Annotated in this window: 17 protein-coding genes, 4 tRNA genes, 1 pseudogene and 1 other annotated feature; of the genes and pseudogenes, 14 read left to right on the forward strand and 8 right to left on the reverse strand. The window is 49.0% G+C overall.

All coding sequences use genetic code 11. The annotated features are described in order from the left end of the window. The first annotated feature begins 247 nt into the window (after positions 1 to 247). Positions 248 to 1,000: a hypothetical protein gene (locus LKE23_RS01940; RefSeq protein ID WP_291977833.1), complete on the forward strand. Its 753-nt coding sequence runs from the start codon at positions 248 to 250 to the stop codon at positions 998 to 1,000. Between the two features lie 223 nt (positions 1,001 to 1,223). Here the strand turns inward: LKE23_RS01940 and LKE23_RS01945 are convergent. The 4 genes and pseudogenes from LKE23_RS01945 to LKE23_RS01960 form a co-directional block, all read right to left on the reverse strand. Then, positions 1,224 to 1,295, reverse strand: a tRNA-Arg gene (locus tag LKE23_RS01945). Positions 1,296 to 1,698: 403 nt separating this feature from the next. Then, positions 1,699 to 2,505 carry an HAD family hydrolase gene (locus tag LKE23_RS01950; RefSeq protein ID WP_291977834.1) on the reverse strand — a complete coding sequence of 269 codons (807 nt, stop codon included), beginning with the start codon at positions 2,503 to 2,505 and terminating at the stop codon, positions 1,699 to 1,701. Positions 2,506 to 2,507: 2 nt separating this feature from the next. Further along, the gene (locus tag LKE23_RS01955) at positions 2,508 to 3,278 is read right to left on the reverse strand and encodes a DeoR/GlpR family DNA-binding transcription regulator (protein ID WP_291977835.1); all 771 of its coding nucleotides are present in this window, start codon (positions 3,276 to 3,278) and stop codon (positions 2,508 to 2,510) included. 305 nt (positions 3,279 to 3,583) lie between these two features. Continuing rightward, positions 3,584 to 4,387: pseudogene (locus tag LKE23_RS01960) on the reverse strand (DNA/RNA non-specific endonuclease); the annotation flags it as partial. A 119-nt stretch (positions 4,388 to 4,506) separates the two neighbouring features. On the opposite strand from LKE23_RS01960, the gene LKE23_RS01965 reads away from it, so the two are divergent. Continuing rightward, positions 4,507 to 5,100, forward strand: a complete 594-nt coding sequence (locus LKE23_RS01965; protein ID WP_291977837.1) for a site-specific integrase — start codon at positions 4,507 to 4,509, stop codon at positions 5,098 to 5,100. A gap of 37 nt (positions 5,101 to 5,137) precedes the next feature. Here LKE23_RS01965 and LKE23_RS01970 read toward each other — a convergent pair whose 3' ends face one another. Next, positions 5,138 to 5,425, reverse strand: a complete 288-nt coding sequence (locus tag LKE23_RS01970) for a SemiSWEET family transporter (protein ID WP_291978307.1) — start codon at positions 5,423 to 5,425, stop codon at positions 5,138 to 5,140. 350 nt (positions 5,426 to 5,775) lie between these two features. On the opposite strand from LKE23_RS01970, the gene LKE23_RS01975 reads away from it, so the two are divergent. After that, positions 5,776 to 6,186 (forward strand): VOC family protein, encoded by a 411-nt coding sequence (locus tag LKE23_RS01975; RefSeq protein WP_291977838.1) that lies wholly within the window; start codon positions 5,776 to 5,778, stop codon positions 6,184 to 6,186. Between the two features lie 16 nt (positions 6,187 to 6,202). After that, positions 6,203 to 7,219 (forward strand): zinc-dependent alcohol dehydrogenase family protein, encoded by a 1,017-nt coding sequence (locus LKE23_RS01980; RefSeq protein ID WP_267202425.1) that lies wholly within the window; start codon positions 6,203 to 6,205, stop codon positions 7,217 to 7,219. A gap of 54 nt (positions 7,220 to 7,273) precedes the next feature. On the opposite strand, the gene LKE23_RS01985 is transcribed toward LKE23_RS01980, so the two are convergent. Then, complete coding sequence (locus tag LKE23_RS01985; protein ID WP_291977839.1) at positions 7,274 to 8,533, reverse strand: helix-turn-helix domain-containing protein; 1,260 nt, start codon at positions 8,531 to 8,533, stop codon at positions 7,274 to 7,276. A gap of 234 nt (positions 8,534 to 8,767) precedes the next feature. Between LKE23_RS01985 and LKE23_RS01990 the strand changes: the two genes are divergently transcribed. From LKE23_RS01990 to LKE23_RS02030, 9 genes are all read left to right on the forward strand, one after another. Next, entirely contained in the window at positions 8,768 to 9,535 is a 768-nt protein-coding gene (locus LKE23_RS01990; RefSeq protein ID WP_291977840.1) for an SDR family NAD(P)-dependent oxidoreductase, read from the forward strand. A 231-nt stretch (positions 9,536 to 9,766) separates the two neighbouring features. Continuing rightward, positions 9,767 to 9,839, forward strand: a tRNA-Val gene (locus LKE23_RS01995). A gap of 26 nt (positions 9,840 to 9,865) precedes the next feature. Next, positions 9,866 to 9,937 (forward strand) — tRNA-Gln (locus LKE23_RS02000). Between the two features lie 5 nt (positions 9,938 to 9,942). Next, positions 9,943 to 10,017: transfer RNA gene (locus tag LKE23_RS02005), tRNA-Asp, on the forward strand. Between the two features lie 384 nt (positions 10,018 to 10,401). Further along, a complete protein-coding gene (locus LKE23_RS02010; RefSeq protein ID WP_291977841.1) occupies positions 10,402 to 10,788 on the forward strand; it encodes a hypothetical protein in 387 nt (128 codons plus the stop codon). 318 nt (positions 10,789 to 11,106) lie between these two features. Then, positions 11,107 to 12,015 carry an L-lactate dehydrogenase gene (locus LKE23_RS02015; RefSeq protein ID WP_291977842.1) on the forward strand — a complete coding sequence of 303 codons (909 nt, stop codon included), beginning with the start codon at positions 11,107 to 11,109 and terminating at the stop codon, positions 12,013 to 12,015. A gap of 138 nt (positions 12,016 to 12,153) precedes the next feature. Next, complete coding sequence (locus LKE23_RS02020) at positions 12,154 to 12,429, forward strand: hypothetical protein (RefSeq protein WP_291977843.1); 276 nt, start codon at positions 12,154 to 12,156, stop codon at positions 12,427 to 12,429. Positions 12,430 to 12,590: 161 nt separating this feature from the next. After that, the gene (locus LKE23_RS02025; protein WP_291977844.1) at positions 12,591 to 15,476 is read left to right on the forward strand and encodes an LTA synthase family protein; all 2,886 of its coding nucleotides are present in this window, start codon (positions 12,591 to 12,593) and stop codon (positions 15,474 to 15,476) included. Positions 15,477 to 15,650: 174 nt separating this feature from the next. Continuing rightward, complete coding sequence (locus LKE23_RS02030; protein ID WP_291977845.1) at positions 15,651 to 18,299, forward strand: cation-translocating P-type ATPase; 2,649 nt, start codon at positions 15,651 to 15,653, stop codon at positions 18,297 to 18,299. A gap of 43 nt (positions 18,300 to 18,342) precedes the next feature. On the opposite strand, the gene LKE23_RS02035 is transcribed toward LKE23_RS02030, so the two are convergent. Next, positions 18,343 to 19,113: a cyclase family protein gene (locus tag LKE23_RS02035; RefSeq protein WP_291977846.1), complete on the reverse strand. Its 771-nt coding sequence runs from the start codon at positions 19,111 to 19,113 to the stop codon at positions 18,343 to 18,345. 28 nt (positions 19,114 to 19,141) lie between these two features. Continuing rightward, the gene (locus tag LKE23_RS02040) at positions 19,142 to 20,263 is read right to left on the reverse strand and encodes a vitamin B12 independent methionine synthase (RefSeq protein WP_291977847.1); all 1,122 of its coding nucleotides are present in this window, start codon (positions 20,261 to 20,263) and stop codon (positions 19,142 to 19,144) included. Between the two features lie 86 nt (positions 20,264 to 20,349). Next, positions 20,350 to 20,594: a binding site (T-box leader), on the reverse strand. Positions 20,595 to 20,761: 167 nt separating this feature from the next. Between LKE23_RS02040 and LKE23_RS02045 the strand changes: the two genes are divergently transcribed. Next, the gene (locus LKE23_RS02045; protein WP_291977848.1) at positions 20,762 to 21,076 is read left to right on the forward strand and encodes a nucleotide pyrophosphohydrolase; all 315 of its coding nucleotides are present in this window, start codon (positions 20,762 to 20,764) and stop codon (positions 21,074 to 21,076) included. The last annotated feature ends 2 nt before the right edge of the window (positions 21,077 to 21,078 follow it).

The raw sequence follows: 21,078 nt of genomic DNA on the forward strand, positions 1-21,078 counted from the left end.
GGAAACGATTACAATATTTATGTATATTCTAGAGCAAAATTTCAGCTATGATTATACGGATCTGATCGATGGTTTGAATATTGTATTCGAATAGCATTTAGAAGGCAGATAGCTCAATTTACGTTGAGCATGACAAGCTATGTAAACGCAATTAATGGTCTTAGAATGATTGGAAAAGATAAATGTGTCAAAATTTATAAAAGAAATGTCTGACATGAATCGGGCCATATAAAAAGAAGGGAATATTATGGGACGGCGATTCGGCAGCAAAAATGGAATGAGAACTAAAACTCCTTATGTTTATAAAGGACGTCATGTAGGGCCCAGCTCTTCTTCTCACTTTAATTTTAGGGGACCTGGACGGCCGCGGCGAAACATGACTCCCCGTGAAGCAGCTTGGGCAATCGTGATGATAATAGTTGCCTGTATTGCTGTCGCCTTTATTGGCCTCAAGATAGGTACGAGCAATAGTCAGTCTCAAAATGCTTCAACTTTGTCCAGGAGTGTAAGTAAGCAATCGAGCTCGGCCGAAAGTAAAGATTCTAAAGCTAAGCAAAAGAAAAGAAAAAGTAGCGAAATAAGTGATCGTACAAATAGTGCTGCAAACAGCAATGAAAACAAAGGCCCAAATGGTTCACGGAATTCGAATGTTCAAGCTAGCTCTGCTTCAACTTTGTCTAACCGTGAAGTTGATGATCGCCTCGCTCAAGAGCTAGCTGAAATTAAAGCGGCTGCCAATCAATATCATCAAAACAATAATGGACAGGAGTTTGATGAGCGCTTGGACACAATAGAGAACAAAAATGAACAGCTGGCAAACCAAACAACAGATGAACAAACGCGCGATGCACTTGAAAGTGTCAATAATGCGGTCAACCAGATTCGTCAGGATCCAAATAATGCTGAGAATGTAGTGAATGACCTGAAAAATCAGGATGGCTTCGCGGAAATATGGGATAACATGAATGGAATGACCCATGCTTGGATGAGTGGCAATTAAAACGAAAAATTGTCTATTCAAGTATTGAGTCTAGGTAAAGGCATGCTTAAGTATGACGGATCTTAATTGCGCACCACAGATGTGAAGTTCCTTCAATGACAAAATGATTGACCAGCTCGGCAACTAATATTACAAATATGTATATATTTCAAACAGCGGCATTTTCTTGTTGAGAGAATGTCGCTATGTTATATAAATAACGTTTATAAAAAGTCTTCAAAAATGCGTCCCCCGGGAATCGAACCCGGATCATGAGGACCGAAATCTCATGTGCTATCCTTTACACTAAGGACGCTGTTCAATTATCATTATAGTCTTCTTTTATCAAAATGGCAGAAGAATTATTGTAATTACCAATTGTATTTTCGAAAAGCAAAATTTGCCGCTCAGACGAAACGAAATTAGTTAAGACGGGTAGTTGATCGTCTCATTTCGCCTGAGCGGCATTTCTCGTTTTTGGCCTCAATCTAGCCAAAACGGCGCCGAAAACAGGTGTTATTTGTATATAATAACACTTCAAAAACGCTGATTTATCGGCATGAATTCGAACAGGAAAATGCAGAAGTGTTATTTCTACATAAATCTGAATAATAACATCTACAAATTACGCCACTTTTAATGACTATTTTAACCGCAAAATTAACACCAAACGGTCCATTTTTATTTTAATCGTCACGACATATATTATGTAAACTAAATTATAGATGATAACCGTCAGCAATTAATTTCTCCAGTTCTATGGCAACTCCATCAGCTTCATTAGAGCCCGTGACCCTGGTGGCAATTTTTTTGACCGCCGGCAAGGCATTTCCCATCGCAACCGAAGTACCAACTGCTTCTAATAGTGGGAGATCATTTTCACCATCGCCAAACGCCATTGTTTCATTTTTAAGAAGTCCTTCTCGTTCTTGAATAAAATGGACACCCTTATCTTTGGTTGCTGCCCGTGCTGTCACCTCATAGTAAGCAGCACCGGTTGATTTAGCAACGATATTATTCAACCCCAGGTTTTTGACGGCCTGGCGAATTCTTGATTTAATGGCTGGCCGAGCTTCAATAATCATAATCTTAAATACTGCTTGCTGATGGGCTGGGGTATCGACAACCTGTGGCGGGAATCCCGTCAATGAATATTCATATTTAATCCCTGCATCAATTTTGTACGTAAACCAACCATCCTGACTGTACCAGCTTAATGACGTATCAGGAAATTGTGAATGAACTGTGGCAATTATTTTGCTGACATCACTATTTGAAATTGGCTGCCGATAAAGATACTCAATCTGGCCACTTACGTTTTCAAAGATGAGGCCACCATTAAAGGCAATCTGCGGACCGGTTAACTTTAACTGCTCAATTGCGTTGAGCATCTCATGAGGTGCCCGGGCAGAAACGCAGGTAAAAGGAATTGTCAAGTCTTTGATTGTCTCGATTGTTGCTGGGGTTAACTGCCCAGCCTCGTTTAAGAGAGTATGGTCCATATCGGAGAAAATGTGTTTAATCATTCTCAATTGCTCCTTTCCGGGTATCGAACGGTCAGCCCCGAGCCAAACCAGTTTTGATAATCTTTTCTTACTGGTTGATCCGTAACTAAAATATCGATTTGATCAGGTTTGAGGATGCGGTGCGGCGATGAATTGGCTGCAGCAAATTTATGCTTTTCTGCAACTAGCAAACGCGATTGTGCCTGCTGAGCTGCTTTGCGGTTCGTGGCGGCATCGGTACCATTCACGACAAAAGCACCCTGGTCGGTTAGCCGCGAGGTGCCGAATAGCGCCATGTCAAAATTATAATTGTCCAACTGATTGATCGTTTCTGGAGAATAGGTGTAGTGGTTTTCCTTATTCAACGCCCCGCCAAGCAAAATGACCTGTGGGTAGTCACTGGTCAGCATTTGAACGGCATTGTCAATCGAATTAGTTACGATCGTAATATTCATTCCCTGACATAGCTGGCAAAACTGCAAGAGGGTCGTGGAGCTGCTAACGAAATAGCAACCATTGGAACGAATGAATTCCAGTGCTAGTTTGGCTAACTGCTTTTTCAGGGGCGACTGGATTTGGCGACGAGCGCTGAACCCAGGCACATTATCATGCTCGAGTTTCATCAAGCCACCGTGAAAACGAACTGCCCGTCCGGTATTCGTCAGCCGAATGATATCTCGTCGAGCAGTGTCAAATGAAATGCCAAACTCTTTCATGATCTCACGGGTCGTCAACTGATTTTTTTGCTCAAGGATTTGAATAATCTCTTTCAGACGTTTTTCCTGACTGGTCATTTGATTTGCCCCCTTCACCCATAGGGTATCAACAATATTCCGACTATGGAACAGTCAAATCAGTATTTCTAAAGGAAGATCAGTATTTATCTGCATTTACTGATTTATCCGCTTAGTTTACATAACAAATAAGCCGTAAAGTTTTGGCTTCACGGCTGTTAATAATTATTTCATTTTACCCGTGTGTAGTGACGAGGGCTGCTTGCGGTCGGTCGAACGTAGTGATCGATCACTTTCAATGAACCGTTATCCATTGAACGGGTGCTTTCATCCCCGGATTCATCCAGTGATTCGACGGGCACTGGAATTTTCATCTGCGAATCACTAGTGGAAGATCCATTTTGGTAGTCAATGCGGGTTCCCGGTTCGACATTATACAGGAAGACGTTAAAATCCAAGCTGCCATCCGTTGAAATAGCCTGGAGATTGATTCCCCGTGCCATCAGTTCCTTCCCACGAAAAATCGGGGTGGCCTGGTAAACGACGTGTTTGCCCTGGATAAGTGTTCGTCGTACCCGCGCTTCGTAAATTGTTTGAAGCATCTGGTTGGTAAAATCGGTTTCGGTGAAAAGGTTGCGGGGGTTATCCTGGTCACCGACGGGATTGGACCGATATCTCCCAGTGCTTTGATCAATCCCCGCCGTCAGTGAATAGGCAATTAGGTGACCACGGTTATAGATCAGATTTCCATTCTGATTTGCGTGCCAGCCACTTGGCTCAATTGTCTGCCGCGTTCGGAGGCTTGTATTAGCCTGATTGTGCCAATTGAGGAAGGCGGTGTTGGAACTCGCCGTTCGGTGCAAGCTGTCGAGCTGCTGGTAGATGACCTTATTGCTACGCCACGACTTTGGGTTGAGTGTTGATCGACCATGATTAACTTGAACCACCGGATTGGCACCCGACTGATAATTAAGCTGTGCCAGTTTCCGATACTGCTTGCCCGGTAGGCCACCGATCTCACTAGCTGGACGATGGTCACGTTGGGCAAAATGAAGTCGTTCCAGTTGTGCTTGATGAAAATCATGATAACTAGCCCAGCCGGTGCCAATCAATAGGCCGACTATAAATAGGAAGATAAATTGGAAAATTTGCTTTGGCTTTTGCAGAATCGCAGCCCTCTTTCAACTCTTAATGTCTTCATTTTAATTGGATTGGCACTCAGGTCAAGGCTAGGTGTCAAACTATGTGTTATAGTTAAATAAATAACACGTGATCGAGGCAAACAAAGATGCGACAATTAGTACTACCAATCAAGGACTCCAATGTTCTCGCCGAAGTTCAGGACACCTTGCTGAATAACTTCAAGGCCGGGCGACGCAATTATACAATCTTTCAAGTGGGGAAGGCCACCCTCCTGCGGGTCAGCGATGTCTTGCGTCTTAAGCAGTCCGATGTATTCGACGATTATGGCGCGGTCCGTCAGCACGCCTTCATCAAAGATAAGAAAACCGGTAAGCCCAATACTCTCTACCTGCGACCGGTCACTAATGATTTGGCGATTTACCAGCAGTGGCTGAAGCGCAACCGGTACGAGGGAACGACCGAATGGCTTTTCCCATCGACGTCCCGTCCAGACAAACATATCGACGAGCGGCAATTTTACAATGTCATGCACCGGGTAGGGGAGCTGCTGGACATTAATTACCTGGGTACCCACACGATGCGCAAAACCGGAGCCTACCGGGTCTACGTCCAGAGCAACTACAATATTGGGCTAGTAATGCGGCTGCTCAACCATTCCAGTGAGGCGATGACCTTGGCTTATCTCGGCCTCGACCAGGTCAGTCGTGAGCACATGTTGGATAAAATTGATTTTGGCTAAAGCAAAACGGCAGTGAAATTCTTCGCTGCCGTTTATTTTAATGAACATAGGCTGTAATAAAGGTCAGAAGGCCGAAGATGATTCCTGGGAAGTTGGCGATGATGACCGGCCAATCCTTTTCAGGCTTGACCCAACCGTAGGCCACCCAGAGCGTTGCGTTGATCGCTGCACAGACTGGTTGGACAGGCGAAACCGGGTGACCGGAAAGATTGGAAATAATCTGCCCGATGTAAGAGGTATACATCACGAGGCAGGCAATGGTGGCGGTGTTGCCAAAAATTTTTGCTTTGTGGAGGCGCTTGACAAATTCTTCCTTATTCACGATATCATCATCCTTTTCTATCAAAATTAAAAGCCAAATTCCAAAGGCTTTTCTCAATCCGAATTTTCCAACTAAATAAGATAGCGCATCGTACCAAAGTAATCAAGCCACCTGAAGGAATTTTTCAAATTTTGTCAAACGCTTGGCACACAAGCTTTCTTATTCACAATAATAACTAGTTCTACAAATGATAAAGGGTGATTTCCAAATGGCAGATTCTTGCTGCGCAATATTCGCCGCTAATGTTTTTCAATTTTTCTATGTCAACCGGTTGACATAGAAAGCAAAAACAAGTATTATAAAAGCGTCGAAAGAGAAAGAATTCACAAACTCACTCAAGGAGATGGCTTTCAATGGCATTTAATAAGAGCTTGGCCGGTTACTTTGACGACCTGGCACACGTTGGGATTCCAACTGATGATATGGACAAAACAATTCGTTTTTGGGAAAAACTGGGCTTCAAGAAGCAGGGCCAGTTCGACACCGATGACCAGGGACACCAGGTGACCTTCATGAAGGCCGCCCACCTGATGCTGGAAATCTGGGATAGTGATGGTGCCGTTCACCAAACCGGTGCAATCAACCACATTTCACTGAACGTTGAGGATGCCGACAACGCCTTCAAGGCCGCTAAGGCAGAGGGCTTTGCTGTCAAGGAAGCCGAAGTTCAACACCTCGATTTCTGGAAGCACGGGATTAAGTTCTTCAACATCACCGGTCCCAACGATGAAACCATCGAATTTTGTGAAATTGTTAAGGATTAATTAGGAGGATTTACTAATGAAGGCATTAGTTTTAACTGGATTAAAGCAGCTCGAAGTTCAAGATTACGATAAGCCAGCAGTTAAGCCGAACGAAGTGCTGATTCACACTGCTTGGGCTGGTATCTGTGGTACCGACAAGGCCCTGTACGGTGGCCTGCCGGGTTCTGCCGACGCTGTTCCACCGATTGTTTTAGGCCACGAAAACTCCGGGGTCGTTACCGAAGTCGGCAGTGCCGTTGAAAACTTTAAGGTGGGCGACCGGGTTAGCGTTGACCCGAACGTTTACTGCCACAAGTGCAAGTTCTGCCGGTCATCCCGCCCAGAACTGTGTGAACACCTGGATGCCGTTGGTGTTACCCGTGACGGTGGTTTTGAAGAATACTTCACCGCTCCCGAAGAAGTTGTTTACCACATTCCGGACAACGTTTCCCTGGAAGCTGCTGCCGTAATCGAACCAATCTCCTGTGCTGAACACGGGGTTGACCTTTTGGAAACTCACCCATACCAGAACGCCATCGTTATCGGTGATGGTTTCGAAGGCCAACTGATCGCCCAGATTCTGAAGTCCCGTGGTGTTCACGAAGTTACCCTGGCTGGTTCCAACGAAGAAAAGCTGGAAAACAACAAGAAGCACTTTGGCTTCAAGACCATCAACAACGTTAAGCACCCCGAAGAAGTCAAGGCCGACTCCTACGACATCGTGGTTGAAGCCGTTGGTCTGCCAAAAACGCAGGAACAAGCCGTTGAAGCCGCTGCCCGTGGTGGCCAAGTCCTGATGTTCGGTGTTGGTAACCCTGACTCAACTTTCAAGGTTAACACCTACAAGGTCTTCCAAAAGCAGCTGAAGATCCAAGGAACCTTCATCAACCCATACACCTTTGAAGACTCCATTGCCCTGCTGCAATCCGGTGCCGTTGATCCGCTGCCACTGATTTCCCATGTCCTCGACTTTGACCATGTCGAAGACTTCGTTAGTGGCAAGCTGACCGGTGTTTCCAAGGCAATCGTCAAGGTTGCTGGTGAAGAAGCCTAACGCCTATTAATTCATCCTCAAAAGGGTCGTTATCAAATTCGATAGCGGCCCTTTTTATAGTTGCTGGAGCAAGATTGCCCCGAGGATTAAGTTGGCGTTACGCTGGGGATCGTCGAAGTGATAGTCCCACTGGTCCATGATCCGGTTGAGGCGATAGAGAACGGTATTGTGGTGAAGATGAAGCTGGTGGGCGGTTCGGCTGACGCTGCCATTGTTCAACAGGTAGGTGACCAGGGTCTGGAAAAAGGCAGTCTGATGTTTTTCATCGTCCGTCTTGAGCTTGCGCAGGGCGGGATTGATGAAACCCAGCTGATGGTTGTCACGGAGATAACCAGCTAAGATCACCGGCGTAGCATCTTCAAACAAAAGGAAGGCTTGATGGCGCTCGCTTGCGACCTGTACCGCGAGTCGGGCTTGATCGTAGGCCTGGAAGAATTCCGCCAGGATGGTGAAGGTACTGCTGACGCCAACGATAACGCGGTCGGGGTCACCGATTTGCTTGAGCTGCATAAGCTCAGGCGGACAGAGCTGCTCAGTAGGTGCGAGGTTGGTTAGCAGGATGATATCCCGGTCAAAGAAACAGTAAATTCCCTGGGGGATCAGTCGATTAAGCCGGCCGAGAAGGTTACGAAGAAAGATTTCATTGAATTGCTGCTCTAGGCGGATGTCAATTAAGTACTTGGCACCTGGCCGTGCTAAGAAGGGTTGAAGGTCCGACCGTCGAGCCGGGCTATCAAAGGTTCGATCACTGATTGCTAATTCCAGGCTGCTGGAATAATTGAGTCGATTAGACTGGGATCGCTTCTCAGTTGTTGTAATTACGTTGATTGTAAACTCCAAGTAGTAGCTAATAACCAGGCGGATGAGCAGTGAAGGAAGTCGACCATTGCTGACGACGATGATCCGACCGATTCGCTTTTCATGATTGAATAGTTGATAAATGCCAACCGGGTATCTTCCCAATTGACGATGGCAAAACGGATCGTTCATCTGGTCACCAAGCTGATTTGCCTGAGTAATTAATTTTTTGTCAAAGCGGGGAGGGAAGAGTTGGTCGATAATCTGCTTGTTCGTGGCTGTGAGAATGGTTCCGGAAGGATTAATGAGAAAAATTGCACAATTGGTTTGCTTGCTGAGCGTGTTGAGGGCAACATTTAGGTCGTCGGAGCGAAGATACTGCGGGACACTGTTATTAAAAATCTGCAGGGCACGGTAATCGTCCTCAATAAGTGCTTTGATTTGTTGAGGGGTCGGTTGGGCCTTCAGTTCGTCCCAGCCTAGCCGCTTTCCATTGTCTAACGTTACTCCTGCCATTGATACGTTGACAACTGAGCAATTTAAAATACCTGTAATCAATGAATTTGTTGTGTGAATATCCAAGGCGTATAATGCCTGATTTAATTTCATTTCTGCCTCCGTTTAACTTCACGAGAGTTTGTTATGTCCTATTGTATCAAAAATCTTTGTGAAAACACATAAAGACGCTGAAACCGATTCCACATACAATGTACCCGTAAAGTTAATTAATACACAAACGGAGGGATAATCATGGCTGACGAAAAAGTTGCCTTAATTACGGGTGCTAGTTCAGGAATTGGTTACGGAATCACGGAAGTTTTCGCAGCTAACGGTGTCAACGTTGCAATGGTTGCGCTCGGGGCTGAGACGCTAAATGAAAAGACTCAAGAGATTCGGGATCAATACCACGTCGAAGCCTTACCAATTGTTGCGAACATTGCAAATGAAGATGAAGTTAATCACGCGGTTCAAGAGACAATTGAAAAGTTTGGTCACCTTGACTACGCGGTTAATGATGCAGGAATCAGTGGAACATTCAAGGCCTTTCATGAACTGACCAGTGCCGATTTCGATAAGACGATGGGGGTTGACCTCCGCGGGACCTTCCTGTCAATGAGCGCCGAAATTAAGCAGTTCGTTAAGCAGGGCTACGGTTCGGTTGTCAACATTACCGCCCTCGGCACCGAGGTTGCGGCACCATCAATGTCGCTCTACATTGCTGCTAAGGCCGGCATCGTTGGCTTTACCCATGCCGTAGCAATGGACTACGCCGACAAGGGCATTCGGGTTAACGCTGTTTCACCTGGTGCGGTCCGGACCAACATGACCAAGGCCGTTCTCGACGACACCAGCGAGGGCAGCTTCGGTCAATTGCTGCTGAACGGAATTCCAAATAAGCGTGCCGCGGATCCAAAGGAAATTGGTGAAGCTGTTTACTTTGTTGCTTCCGAAAAGGCCTCTTACATGACCGGCCAGAACGTCTGTGTCGATGGTGGGGCTTCAACTGGTAATAACTAAATTTCTCCTTAATGGTATTTGAATCAACATCAACATTGGGCTGTGATCCGGTAGTGGACCACGGTCTTTTAGTTTAATCTGCACCAACCCAGGCATCTTGTCGATTTGGCAATTGACTGAGCTTATTAGTTAAAGATGAAAAGCAAAACTGCAGCAAAATTTGTCAAATGGTCTTGCTATTTTAGCTGATTCTTGGTAAGATATTATCTGTTGTCATGAGGAATGACATTTGGAGGATTAGCTCAGTTGGGAGAGCGTCTGCCTTACAAGCAGAGGGTCACAGGTTCGAGCCCTGTATCCTCCATTGCGGCTTTACCGCAAACATAATATTGGGCTATAGCCAAGCGGTAAGGCAACGGTTTTTGGTACCGTCATGCGCTGGTTCGAATCCAGCTAGCCCAATATTTGGTCCGTTGGTCTAGTTGGTTTAGGACGCATCCCTGTCACGGATGAGATCACGAGTTCGAGTCTCGTACGGACCGTTAGCGAAAGCATCTGGTTTCTACCGGATGCTTTTTCTTTTACTCTTTAGTAAAAATCAGTAAAAAAAGTTAATTGTCATCCGTTTGACAGAGTTGTAAACGATTTCACAATATAGTATAATAAAGTTGTTGTCGAAGGAGATTGGGATAGAGTTATTATATTAAGAATAAATGTAAATGTCGGTTCAATATTTTTGGGGTAAAAGATCGTTTAATATAGGGAGCAATTATTTCTTAAGCTACTAATTTCGGCAACCTGAAGCGGGCGGGAACGGGATCTAGATCTCGTCTCCGCCCTTATTTGTTTAAATGTTAGGATAAAAGTAGAAACGGTCTTAACCAGAACTAGACAGTAATGCATTAGAGAAAGCGGGCTTGATATCAATGGCCAAGGTTGATTTTATGCAAGAAACGGTCCAGACCATGCTCAGCAAAAATGTGCCGTCATATGTTGATGAAAATGCCTTTTTGCGAGCGCAGGGGACACAGGAGCAGTTAAGTGCCAGCCAATTTAGAAAAATCTTCGTTGAATCAGGGGAGTTGCTTCCCTTACAGTCGCAAAGCTTGGATGATTGCAGTGAATACATCATCTCGATGGCCTTAGTGCATCATCCAGGGAGCGACCTGCCACTTTATCATCTGGTGGCCACGGAACTGACTGAGCATCCCCTTAGCCTGATTGGTGATCGCTATTATTATCAAGCGACTACTGGCGATACTTTACGTCAGACAATTGACCAGCTCGATCGTATTCGGTCGACCATTGATTGATTTTCTTCTGTGGTAAAATAAAAGTAGATACTAAACTAACTGGGACGAATCTGCGAAGGGGATGTTAGGATGTTCAAGAAAACAGCACACCAACCAGCCAAGCAAAACAAGTTTATGCGGGCCATTCTCGTCACTGCGGCCGCACTGCAGGTGGTTAATGCAGTGACAACGCTCAGACATGCCTTACGGAAGTAGACGAAATTAAACAAGTGTCTTACAATGCAATTATAATTGGGAATCGTCATGGGGCGGTTCCCTTTTTCGTGTTATGATAGAAGTGTATAGTAACCGCTTTCATTATAGACAGGAGTGATCTACATGCATAAGATTGGAATTATTGGACTTGGTCACGTTGGGACCACCGTTGCTCACATCTTATTGATGAAGGGACTGGCCGATGAGCTGGTACTGATTGATCAGGACGAAAAGAAAGTTGCGGCAGAGTACAATGACTTTGGGGACTCGTTCCCGCGGACCAATCATTCCGCGGTGATCAAACAGAATGACTATGGTGAACTGGCCGATGCTGACATTGTGATCACGGCATTTGGGGACATTGAAGCCACGAACCGGACTGGTGACCGGTTCGCCGAACTGCCAATCAACAAGAAAAATGCCCGCGAGGTTGGTGCAAAGATCAAGGAAAGCGGTTTTAACGGCATCCTGATCAACATTTCTAATCCGTGTGACGCGGTACTGGGTGTTCTCCAGGAAGCAACCGGTCTGCCGTATGAGCGGATCTTCGGAACTGGGACTTCGCTGGACACGGCCCGGATGCAGCGGGCGGTTGGAACGACCTTCAACGAGGCACCGCAAAACGTTGATGGTTACGTCCTTGGTGAGCACGGGAACACCCAGTTTACTGCTTGGTCAACGATTCACCTGGACGGGATCCCGGTAACCAAGCTGGCCGATGAGGGCAAGGTTGACCTTGATGGCCTGGCCACCACGATTCGGAACGGGGCCTTCACGATCATGGCTGGTAAGGGCTACACCTGCTTTGGCGTTGCTACCTGCGCAGCACTGCTGGTTGAGGCGGTCTTCACCAACAAGCACCTCTTCGGACCGGTTTCCGTTTACATGGAGAAGTACGGTTGCTACGTCGGCTACCCAGCTGTTGTTGGTGCCCACGGGATTGAGGACATCCATGAGATTAAATTGACGGCCGAAGAAGAAGAGTTGCTGGCAAAGTCCGCTGAGACAATTAAGGATAAGATGAAGGATTAGTTTTACGAATCGGCGATCAGGTTGTCTGACCTGGTCGCCGATTTTTGTTTGTGAAAATATTTCATTTTAGGATAACAAAGGCTTGGTTATTACCATAAATCAAGTATAATTAAAGGTAAAGAGAAGGGGGATATCGATATGTCATTAATGAAAGATACAGCAGAAATCAGCAAGACCGATAGTCAAGTTTACCTGGTCACCATGGTTCGGCAGAGTACCGACATGCCAATGTACATTGACCACATGGTTTACCAAACGGCCGCTGGCGGTCAAAAGTTCATGACTAAGCTGGTGTCAGCATTTGCCCACGCCGACTACCGCGAAAAGAAAGTGGATGCCGACCACTACGAATTGAGCAACGGCTTGGACAAAATCAGCCTGACTGGTCAGCTGGAAGACGTTTACGAGGACTAACTTTCCAGAAAAGTCTCCTCGCCCGCTTGGGTGGGGAGACTTTTTTTGCCCACTGTCTTGCTGGTTAACAGTTGTAACAAATTGAATGGTGAAGTACTTTCTAAACAACGGTTAGACTTAAGTTAAGAAAGTATTCGGAATAGAAAGGATTCTTGATTAACTTGAGAAATAAAGTAAAACTGTCCTGGCCACTCCTGATCTATGGGCTACTGGTGTTGCTGGCATTTTGGGGTACCGTCCTTCACTGGCAAACCGGCTTGCTGCAGGCCGGGAGTATTGGGGGCCTCGCCGGTTGGGAACTACTGAAGGTGCTAGGCGGAACCAGCGCCATCATCATTCCCATGCTGGTCGGGTATTATCAGGGGCCGATCCACCGTCGTTGGCCGCTGGCCTTGGGCTATGGTCTGGTGGGGGCGGTAACATTTTCACTTGCCCACTGGCTGCCTAGTGGTGGCGGCACTACCGAACGCTATCTAGTCCAGCAGATCTTCATCACATGGTTGGGCACTCTCTTGCTGTGGATGGCCGCACCGGTGCTTCACCGAATTCTGCATCGTTGGCAAGCCAAGCAGCGACGAACAGTTATCCTTGCCCTCATCGGTGTCTTCTTGGTGCTGGAAATTCTGGGTTGGCAGATGCTGCTCGGTTTTGCCGGGGGCCGCAGCCTGGTCTGGTTGGCATTTCTGTTTACGATCGGCGACTGGCTGGCCACCGATCGTGCCTGGTGGCAGCGCTTCTCTCGCTGGTTCTACTTAGTGCTCGGCTTGATTTCCTGGCTGCTGACCGCGCTGACAATCTGGCTGCACAACAGTCGGGTTGATTATAATCCGCATCGCGGCCTGCTGGTGGATCATCTGCACCAACTGATCGGAATCGCTCCCTGTCAGCCGCTCCTGCTGATCACCAGCGTCCTGCTGCTGATGGCGGTTGGCTACCATCACTTGGCAATTAGTTTGGCCGATCTGGGACGGGGAATCCTGACCCTTAACTTGCTGGGCATCCCGCTGGCCTTTGCTCCGGTAGCTTCGAAGATCCCTTGGCTGCTCTGCTGGATCGTTTTGACGGCCGCCATCATCACTGGCCTGCCGCTATTGTTTGAGCGACTATTCGCCGACGTATCCTGGACGATCAGTGGGGCGGCAATTCGACGGTGGGCCGGTCGGGTTATTCGATTTGGCTGGCCGCTGCTTTTGACCTATCTGATATTGTGGCTGCTGACGGTGGCATCGTTCGCCCTCCTGTGGAACAACGACTGGACGATGGTCACCTGGGCAGTAACTAAGCGGGCGGCAATCATCAACATCAATACCCTGATGATCTTTGCCATCTGCCTGGTCCTGATGGCCATCACCAATCGCTGGTGGCTGAGCAGCGGAATCACGATTGCCTTCTATATTGGCTGGATCGTTGCCAGTCAGCTAAAGATTGCGGCACGGGAGGAACCAATCCTGCCGACCGACATGTCAACCCTGACCGCCCCAAAGGAAATGCTGGGGATGGTCGATAGTAAGACCATCGTCGCCGTGGTTGGTGGAGCCATCCTGCTTTTAGGGGTCTGTGCCTGGTTGGAACACCGCTATGGGCATCCCCGCCTGCGCTGGTGGGGTCGCCTCGGGGTTGCACTGGTGGCCGTGCTGTTCCTGGGATCATTCACCCGGGCCAACCACAGTAATTCGCTGACCTTTAAACAGTTGCAGAAGTACCACGACATTCCGTACTTCTACAAGCAGATCCGTGGTGCCCAAATGAATGGTACGCTGCTCCAGTTTGCCAACAACATCGACGTCCACGTCATGACCAAGCCGGTGGGGTATTCGGCGGCCCGGATGCACCAGATCGAGCAGCGCTACACGACTGTTGGCGCCAAGATCAATCAGGATCGCCAGCACGGCACGGTTGGCCGGCAGAACCTGGTCTTCGTGCTTAGCGAGAGTTTTGCTGATCCATCCCGGGTTCCGGGGATGAAGGTCCACGGTGGCGACCCGCTGCCGTTCCTTCACCAGCTTGAAAAGCACACCACCAGCGGTCTGATGCTCAGTTCCGGTTACGGCGGGGGAACCGCCAACATGGAATACCAGGCGCTGACCGGGCTGGCGGTCGCCAGTTTCTCGCCGACGATGCCGACACCGTATTCTCAGTTAGTGCCGTACCAAAAGCGAGCCTGGTCGATCAACCAGCTCTTCAATTATAGTATTGGGATCCATCCCTTCACGGCCAATCTATATAGCCGTAAGACCGTCTACCACAAGTTCGGCTTCGCGAAGTTCTACCACTTCGGCAGTGCCGACAAGCTGACCTACACGAAAAAAATCTACCATAATCCAAAGGTCAGCGACGATTCGACCTATAAGGAAATCACGTTGAATCTGCGTCGTCAGCCCCATGGCAAGTTCGTTCAGGTGGCGACGATGCAGAATCACATGCCCTACCAAAACTACTACAGGCATAATCATTATTCGATCAGTGGTGACAACTTCAGTGAGGGCCAAGAAAATTCGATTGAAACCTACATCCAGGGAATTCACTATACCGACACCGCGCTTAAAAGCTGGATCCACCAGCTGGACGAGCTCGACCAGCCAACCACGGTGGTTTGGTACGGTGACCACTTGCCGGGAATCTACAACAAGGTCTCAATGAGCAAGTATGGGGTCCCGCTGCACGAGACCGACTACTTCATCTATAGCAACAAGGCTGCTCGGCGCCTTAATCATGACCGAATTGTCAACCAGCACCAACTGGTCAGCCCGAACGTCTTTGGGGCGCTGGCCCTGGCGAAGATGGACATGAAGGTTTCCCCGTACTACGCGCTCCTGACCAAGGTGTCAGAAGAGATCCCGGCGACCTCGCTGCCGCTGGATGGGTCTTCCAAGAACAACACTGCGCACCAGGGCGGGATCAGCTTTGTCGACCAGCACGGTAAGGAGGTTAAGCTGAACGCTAAGCAGCGACAACTTTACCATGACTACCAGCTGGTTCAATACGACCTGACAGCGGGACACGGCTACTTGATGAAGGACCGCTTCCTGAAGAGCGTTGCTAAGTAACAATTTAAGATCATCGACGGAATCCGTTACTGCCAAGGAGCAGGACGGATTCTTTTTGTTTAAGACATTTCAGGTAAACCGATTCGCGCTCAGGTTGGCGTGGCATTACAAGGAATATTATAATGATAATAGGGAAGTATTAGACACAAACGTGCTGAAATGGGGGAATAGCCGATGAGTGCGAAATTTTATCAAGAGAGTACCCAGGACGTCATCAAGCAACTGCGGGGAACGCCCCAGGGACTGACGACCAGCGAGGCCCAGACGAGGCTAAAGGAGGACGGGCCCAATGCCCTGCCAGCGGGGGAACACCTGTCCTTATTGCAAAAGTTCATCGCCCAGTTCAAGGACCTGATGATTCTGATCCTGATCGTGGCAGCAGTTGTGGCTGCCATTGCTGGCGAAATTTCTGATGCCATCATCATTCTAGTCGTCGTTATCCTGAACGCGGCCTTCGGAGTTTTCCAGGAGACCAAGGCGGAGAACGCGATTGACGCCTTGCAAAAGATGAGTACACCAACGACCAATGTGCTGCGGGATGGGCACGTCAAACAAATTTCCAGTAAGGACTTGGTGACGGGCGATGTGATCCTGCTGGAAGCCGGGGACATCATCCCGGCTGACGTTCGTTTTCTCAAGACGCAGAATCTCAAGGTCGAGGAGGCAGCCCTGACCGGTGAGTCGGTTCCGGTTGACAAAAACAGTGAAACGATCACTGACGATTCTACCGTTCTCGGCGACCAGCACAACATGGGCTTCATGAACACCAACGTAACGGCTGGGACGGCCGAGGGGATTGTGACGGCAACCGGGCTTCAGACCGAAGTGGGAAAGATCGCCGACATGCTCAATAATGCCAAGCCGACGACCACGCCTCTGCAGAAGAACATTACCCACCTGAGCAAGGTCCTCTCCGTGCTGGTTCTGGTGATGGCCGTTGCGATTTTCCTGATTGGGATGCTGACCCATCGGGAATCGACATTGGACATGCTGCTGACGGCAATTTCACTGGCGGTGGCTGCAATTCCAGAAGGGCTGCCAGCGATCGTCACGATTACTCTGGCCCTGGGAACCCAGGCGATGGTCAAGCGCAACGCCCTGATCCGGAAGCTGCCGGCAGTTGAAACGCTGGGCGCCACGGAGATCATCGCCTCAGACAAGACCGGGACGCTGACGAAGAATCAGATGACGGTCGAACAGGTGATGATCGATGGCCAGCTAGTTGCCAGCAAGGACTTCGACAAAGCAGACAGTGCTCCGCTGGAAAAGGCGATGATTTTGGCTAACGACGCCCAGGAAGGTGATAAGCAGGAGCTGCTTGGTGATCCGACTGAGACGGCCCTGTGGCAATTCTATATCAACAAGGGCGTCAGCATCGCGGATTTCAAGGCTAAGTACCCGCGGATTAACTCCCTGCCATTCGACTCCGAGCGGAAGCTGATGTCGGCGGTAGTCAAAGAAAATTCGCAGCCGGTTCTGTACACCAAGGGGGCCGTGGACGAACTGCTGGCCCGGACCAATCGCATCCTTGATCACGGGCAGGTACGGCCAATTACGGATGCCGACCGGGAAACTATTCTAAAGTTTAACAACGACCTGGCCAAGCAGGCGCTCCGGGTCCTGGCCTACGCCTACCGGCCGCTGGCGGCGGATGAAGCCCACAGTTCGGACTCCAGCCGGGTTGAGCAATCGTTGATTTTTATTGGTTTGACGGGGATGATCGATCCACCGCGTCCCGAGGTCAAGGCAGCCATCAAGGAGGCCAAGCAGGCTGGTATTCGGCCGCTGATGATCACCGGGGATCACAAGGTGACGGCGCGGACAATTGCCGAACGACTCGGCATTATCGAACCGGGCGACGAGGATGGCGCAATTACCGGGGCTGAATTAAACGAGCTGAGTGACGCGGAGCTCAAGGACAATGTCGAGAAGTACCACGTTTACGCCCGGGTGGCTCCCGAGCACAAGGTTCGGATCGTCAAGGCTTGGCAGGCCCACGATAAAGTAGTGGCCATGACCGGTGACGGGGTCAATGATGCCCCGGCACTGAAGGCAGCCGACATCGGGGTCGGCATGGGGATCACCGGGACCGAGGTTTCCAAGAACGCGGCCGACGTGGTTCTGGCCGATGACAACTTTGCGACGATCATTGCGGCAGTCAAGGAGGGGCGGAAGGTTTTCGCCAACATTCAAAAGGCGATTCAGTACCTGCTCTCCGCCAACCTGGGTGAGATGTTGACCCTTTTCCTGATGACGATCCTGAACTGGGCAATCTTGACCCCGGTCCAAATTCTCTGGATCAACCTGGTCACCGACACCTTCCCGGCGATCGCCCTTGGGGTTGAACCGGCGGAAGGGGACGTCATGAAGCAGCAGCCGCGGGGATTGCACTCCAGTTTCCTGTCGAACGGCACCGGATCCAACATCATCTATCAGGGCCTCTTGGAGGGAGCGTTGACCCTCGGGGTATACTGTCTGGGGATCACCTTCCCAGTTCACCAGAGTGCGGCCCTGGTCCACGCCGATGCTCTGACGATGGCCTACATCACGCTGGGACTGATCCAGCTGGCCCACGCCTTCAACTGTAAGTCATTGCACGGCACGATTTTTAAGAGTGGAACCTTTGCCAACCACTACTTCAACTGGGCAATCATCGTTTCGACCATTGCACTGGTAGTCACGGTCTTCGTTCCGCAGTTGAATCCAATCTTCCACACCACCGAGTTAAACAGGATGCAGTGGGGAATTGTCCTGCTGGCCGGGATCCTGATGGTGGCCGTGGTTGAAATCGTGAAGTTCTTCCAGCGGCAATCAAATAAGTAAGCAAAAAGACTTCCAAGCGGAAGCCTTTTTATTTGTTAATACATTATTTATTAGCAGCTTTTCCCTGTTCCTGTTCAAAGACAGCAAAGGCACGAACCGGGAATCCGGGGGCCTTTTCCGGCTTGGCAACCGAAACAAAGATCTCTGCCCCAGTGGCGGGAACCCGATCAAGGTTATCCAGCAGTTCGACCTGGTAGTGGCCGTGTGACAGAACATAGTACTCGCCGACTAGCCCATCCTGCTGTTCCTTTGCCGTATCGGTATCAAAAGTTTCGTGACCATTGGCAGCGGCGTGGCGCGTTTCGTAAATGTACTTCAGCGCGTCCAGTGACCAACCCGGGTAGTGATTTTGTCCCTTGTCGTCCTTGTTTTCAAACTTAGCTTGGGATGGCCAACGCTTGCCCCAATCGGTACGCAGGGCAACGAATGAACCCGCGGGGATTTCACCATGTTTCTTTTCCCACGCCTTGATATCCTTAACCGTTAGACTGCGGTCGGGATCCTGCTCGGCCTGCTTGTGGAAGTCGATTACCACCAGTGGCAAAACCAGGTCTTTGAGCTTGAGGTCCTCGACGTAGCGATCGTCGTCCTTATAAAAGTGAACGGGTGGATCAATGTGCGTTCCGTATTGACCAGGAAAGGTGTATTGCTTGACGAAAAAACCGTCGCTGTGCGTGAAGATGGTCTCAAACTTAGCGGGCTTAAATTCCGGGAAGCGGGGACTGTCCGGCCCAAAGGTATGGGTTAAGTCGACCCATTCTTTGCTTTTGAGCGTGGCAACTAATGATTGAACTGAATTTTGATTTGCTGACATGATAAGAGCTCCTTTCAATGCGGGGTCACTAGCCCCAAACTTCATCGGCAATTGACTTGATTAGCTTGAGCTTATTCCATTGCTGTTCTTCGGTGAGAATGTTTCCCTCTTCGGTCGAGGCAAAGCCACACTGCGGGCTGAGACAGAGGTTTGCCAATGGGACGTGCTCGGCCGCTTCGTGGATCCGGGCAATGACTTTTTGCCGGTCCTCCAATTTCCCGGACTTCGAGGTAATAAGACCCAGGACGATCCGGACATCCTGGCGGTTATTCCAAATGGTGGCCAGCGGTGAGAAGTCGCCGGCACGATCACTGTCGTACTCGAGGAAGAAGCCGTCGTAATTCAGCTGGGCGAGGTACTTGGCAACCGGCGTGTAGCCACCAGAGAAGAGGAAGGTGGACTTGAAGTTTCCCCGACAGATGTGGGTAGTAACGGTTAGATCGTCAGGCAGGCCATCCAAGGCACCATTGATTACCGTGACCGCATCCTCAGCCAGGCCGACGTACTTGGCATGCTCTTCCGGTTGCCCCTTGGTTTCGTTTAGCTTGCTGATAAGGAATGCCCAGGTGGTGTCATCGATCTGCAGGTAACGGCAGCCGAGGTCATAGAAGTGCTGGATGGTCTTATGATAGGCGGTCGACAAGTCAGCTAGGTAGTCGGCGCGCTGGTCATAGAATTCGGGCCAGTTATCGGAACGGTTATCACGGAAGAGCATCGTCGGGGAGGGAATCGTTTGCTTGGCAATCGCGTCATCTCCTGCAACCTGTTGGGTGAACTTAAAGGCGGCGAAGAAGGGGTGCTCGGGATTGTAGGCAACCTTGCCGGCAAGTTCGGCGTTGTCCGTTCGAGTCTTGGCCCCGTGGAATTTGTAACTTTCCTTGTAATCATACTTGGCCACGCCCTTCAGTCCCCAGAGAAAGTCGAGGTGCCACCAGCTGCGGCGAAACTCGCCGTCCGTCACGGCATGCAGGCCCACCGCCTTTTCCTTTTGAATCAGATCGGTGATGAACTGATCCTCGACTTCAGTTAGTTCTTCCCGGCTAAGGTCACCCTTGGCAAATTTAGCCCGAGCCTCCTTTAAGCCTTGTGGACGCAGGAAGCTGCCGACGATGTCATAACGAAATGGGGCTTTGAATGTTGATTGAGTCATAGATAATCGATCCTTTCTCTGCTTGTCAGGAGGGATGGGCGCGGCATTGGAACAAAAAAACGTCCCTAGAAAAAGCATTCACTTCTTCTAGGGACGTTGGAAACGTGTTACCACCCTAATTTAACCAGGCTTTACAACCTGATCCTCTGTAAGTACACCCGCAGGTAAACCTAGGCGAGGTAACGATCGCCAGTCGGGAACCACTTACCATTGCTCGCGGTTCTTGATTTGCTCCAAGACCATCTTCGTGCTTCTCTGTAGTACCAGTTCTCAGCTCGTCCGGCTCTCTGTAAATACGCTGAAGCATTACTCATCTTTTCTCAGCATTTTCTAATTGAATTGTCATTATCATATGCGCCTTTGGTTGAAAAGTCAACACCATTATTGCGGAATTTTGACTAAAATCATCCTCCTTATTCCTCAATCTTGTTGCCTGCCGGGATCCGTATTATCATTAATTTATAAAGATTGATATTCGGTACAAAGCAGGTGAATTTTATGAACTACGATCAAACATTAGAGTTGCTAAAAAACTTTCGTGATCAAAGGGGATGGGCCAAGTTTCATAATTTAAAGGATCTGGCAATCTCCGTTAATCTTGAGGCCAGCGAAATTCTCGAAATCTTTCAATGGCAACCCGCTGACCAGTCATTAAGCCCAGAAGAGAGGAAGCATCTTCAGGATGAAATGGCGGATACAATGATCTATCTGATCTACATGTTTGATAAATTAGATGTTGATCCCGGACAGGCGATTCGTGAGAAGGTTGAGTACAACCATTCTCGTAAATGGCCGAAGATTGACCAAAAGTAGGT

Source organism: Limosilactobacillus sp., from assembly GCF_022482365.1.
Lineage (GTDB): Bacteria > Bacillota > Bacilli > Lactobacillales > Lactobacillaceae > Limosilactobacillus.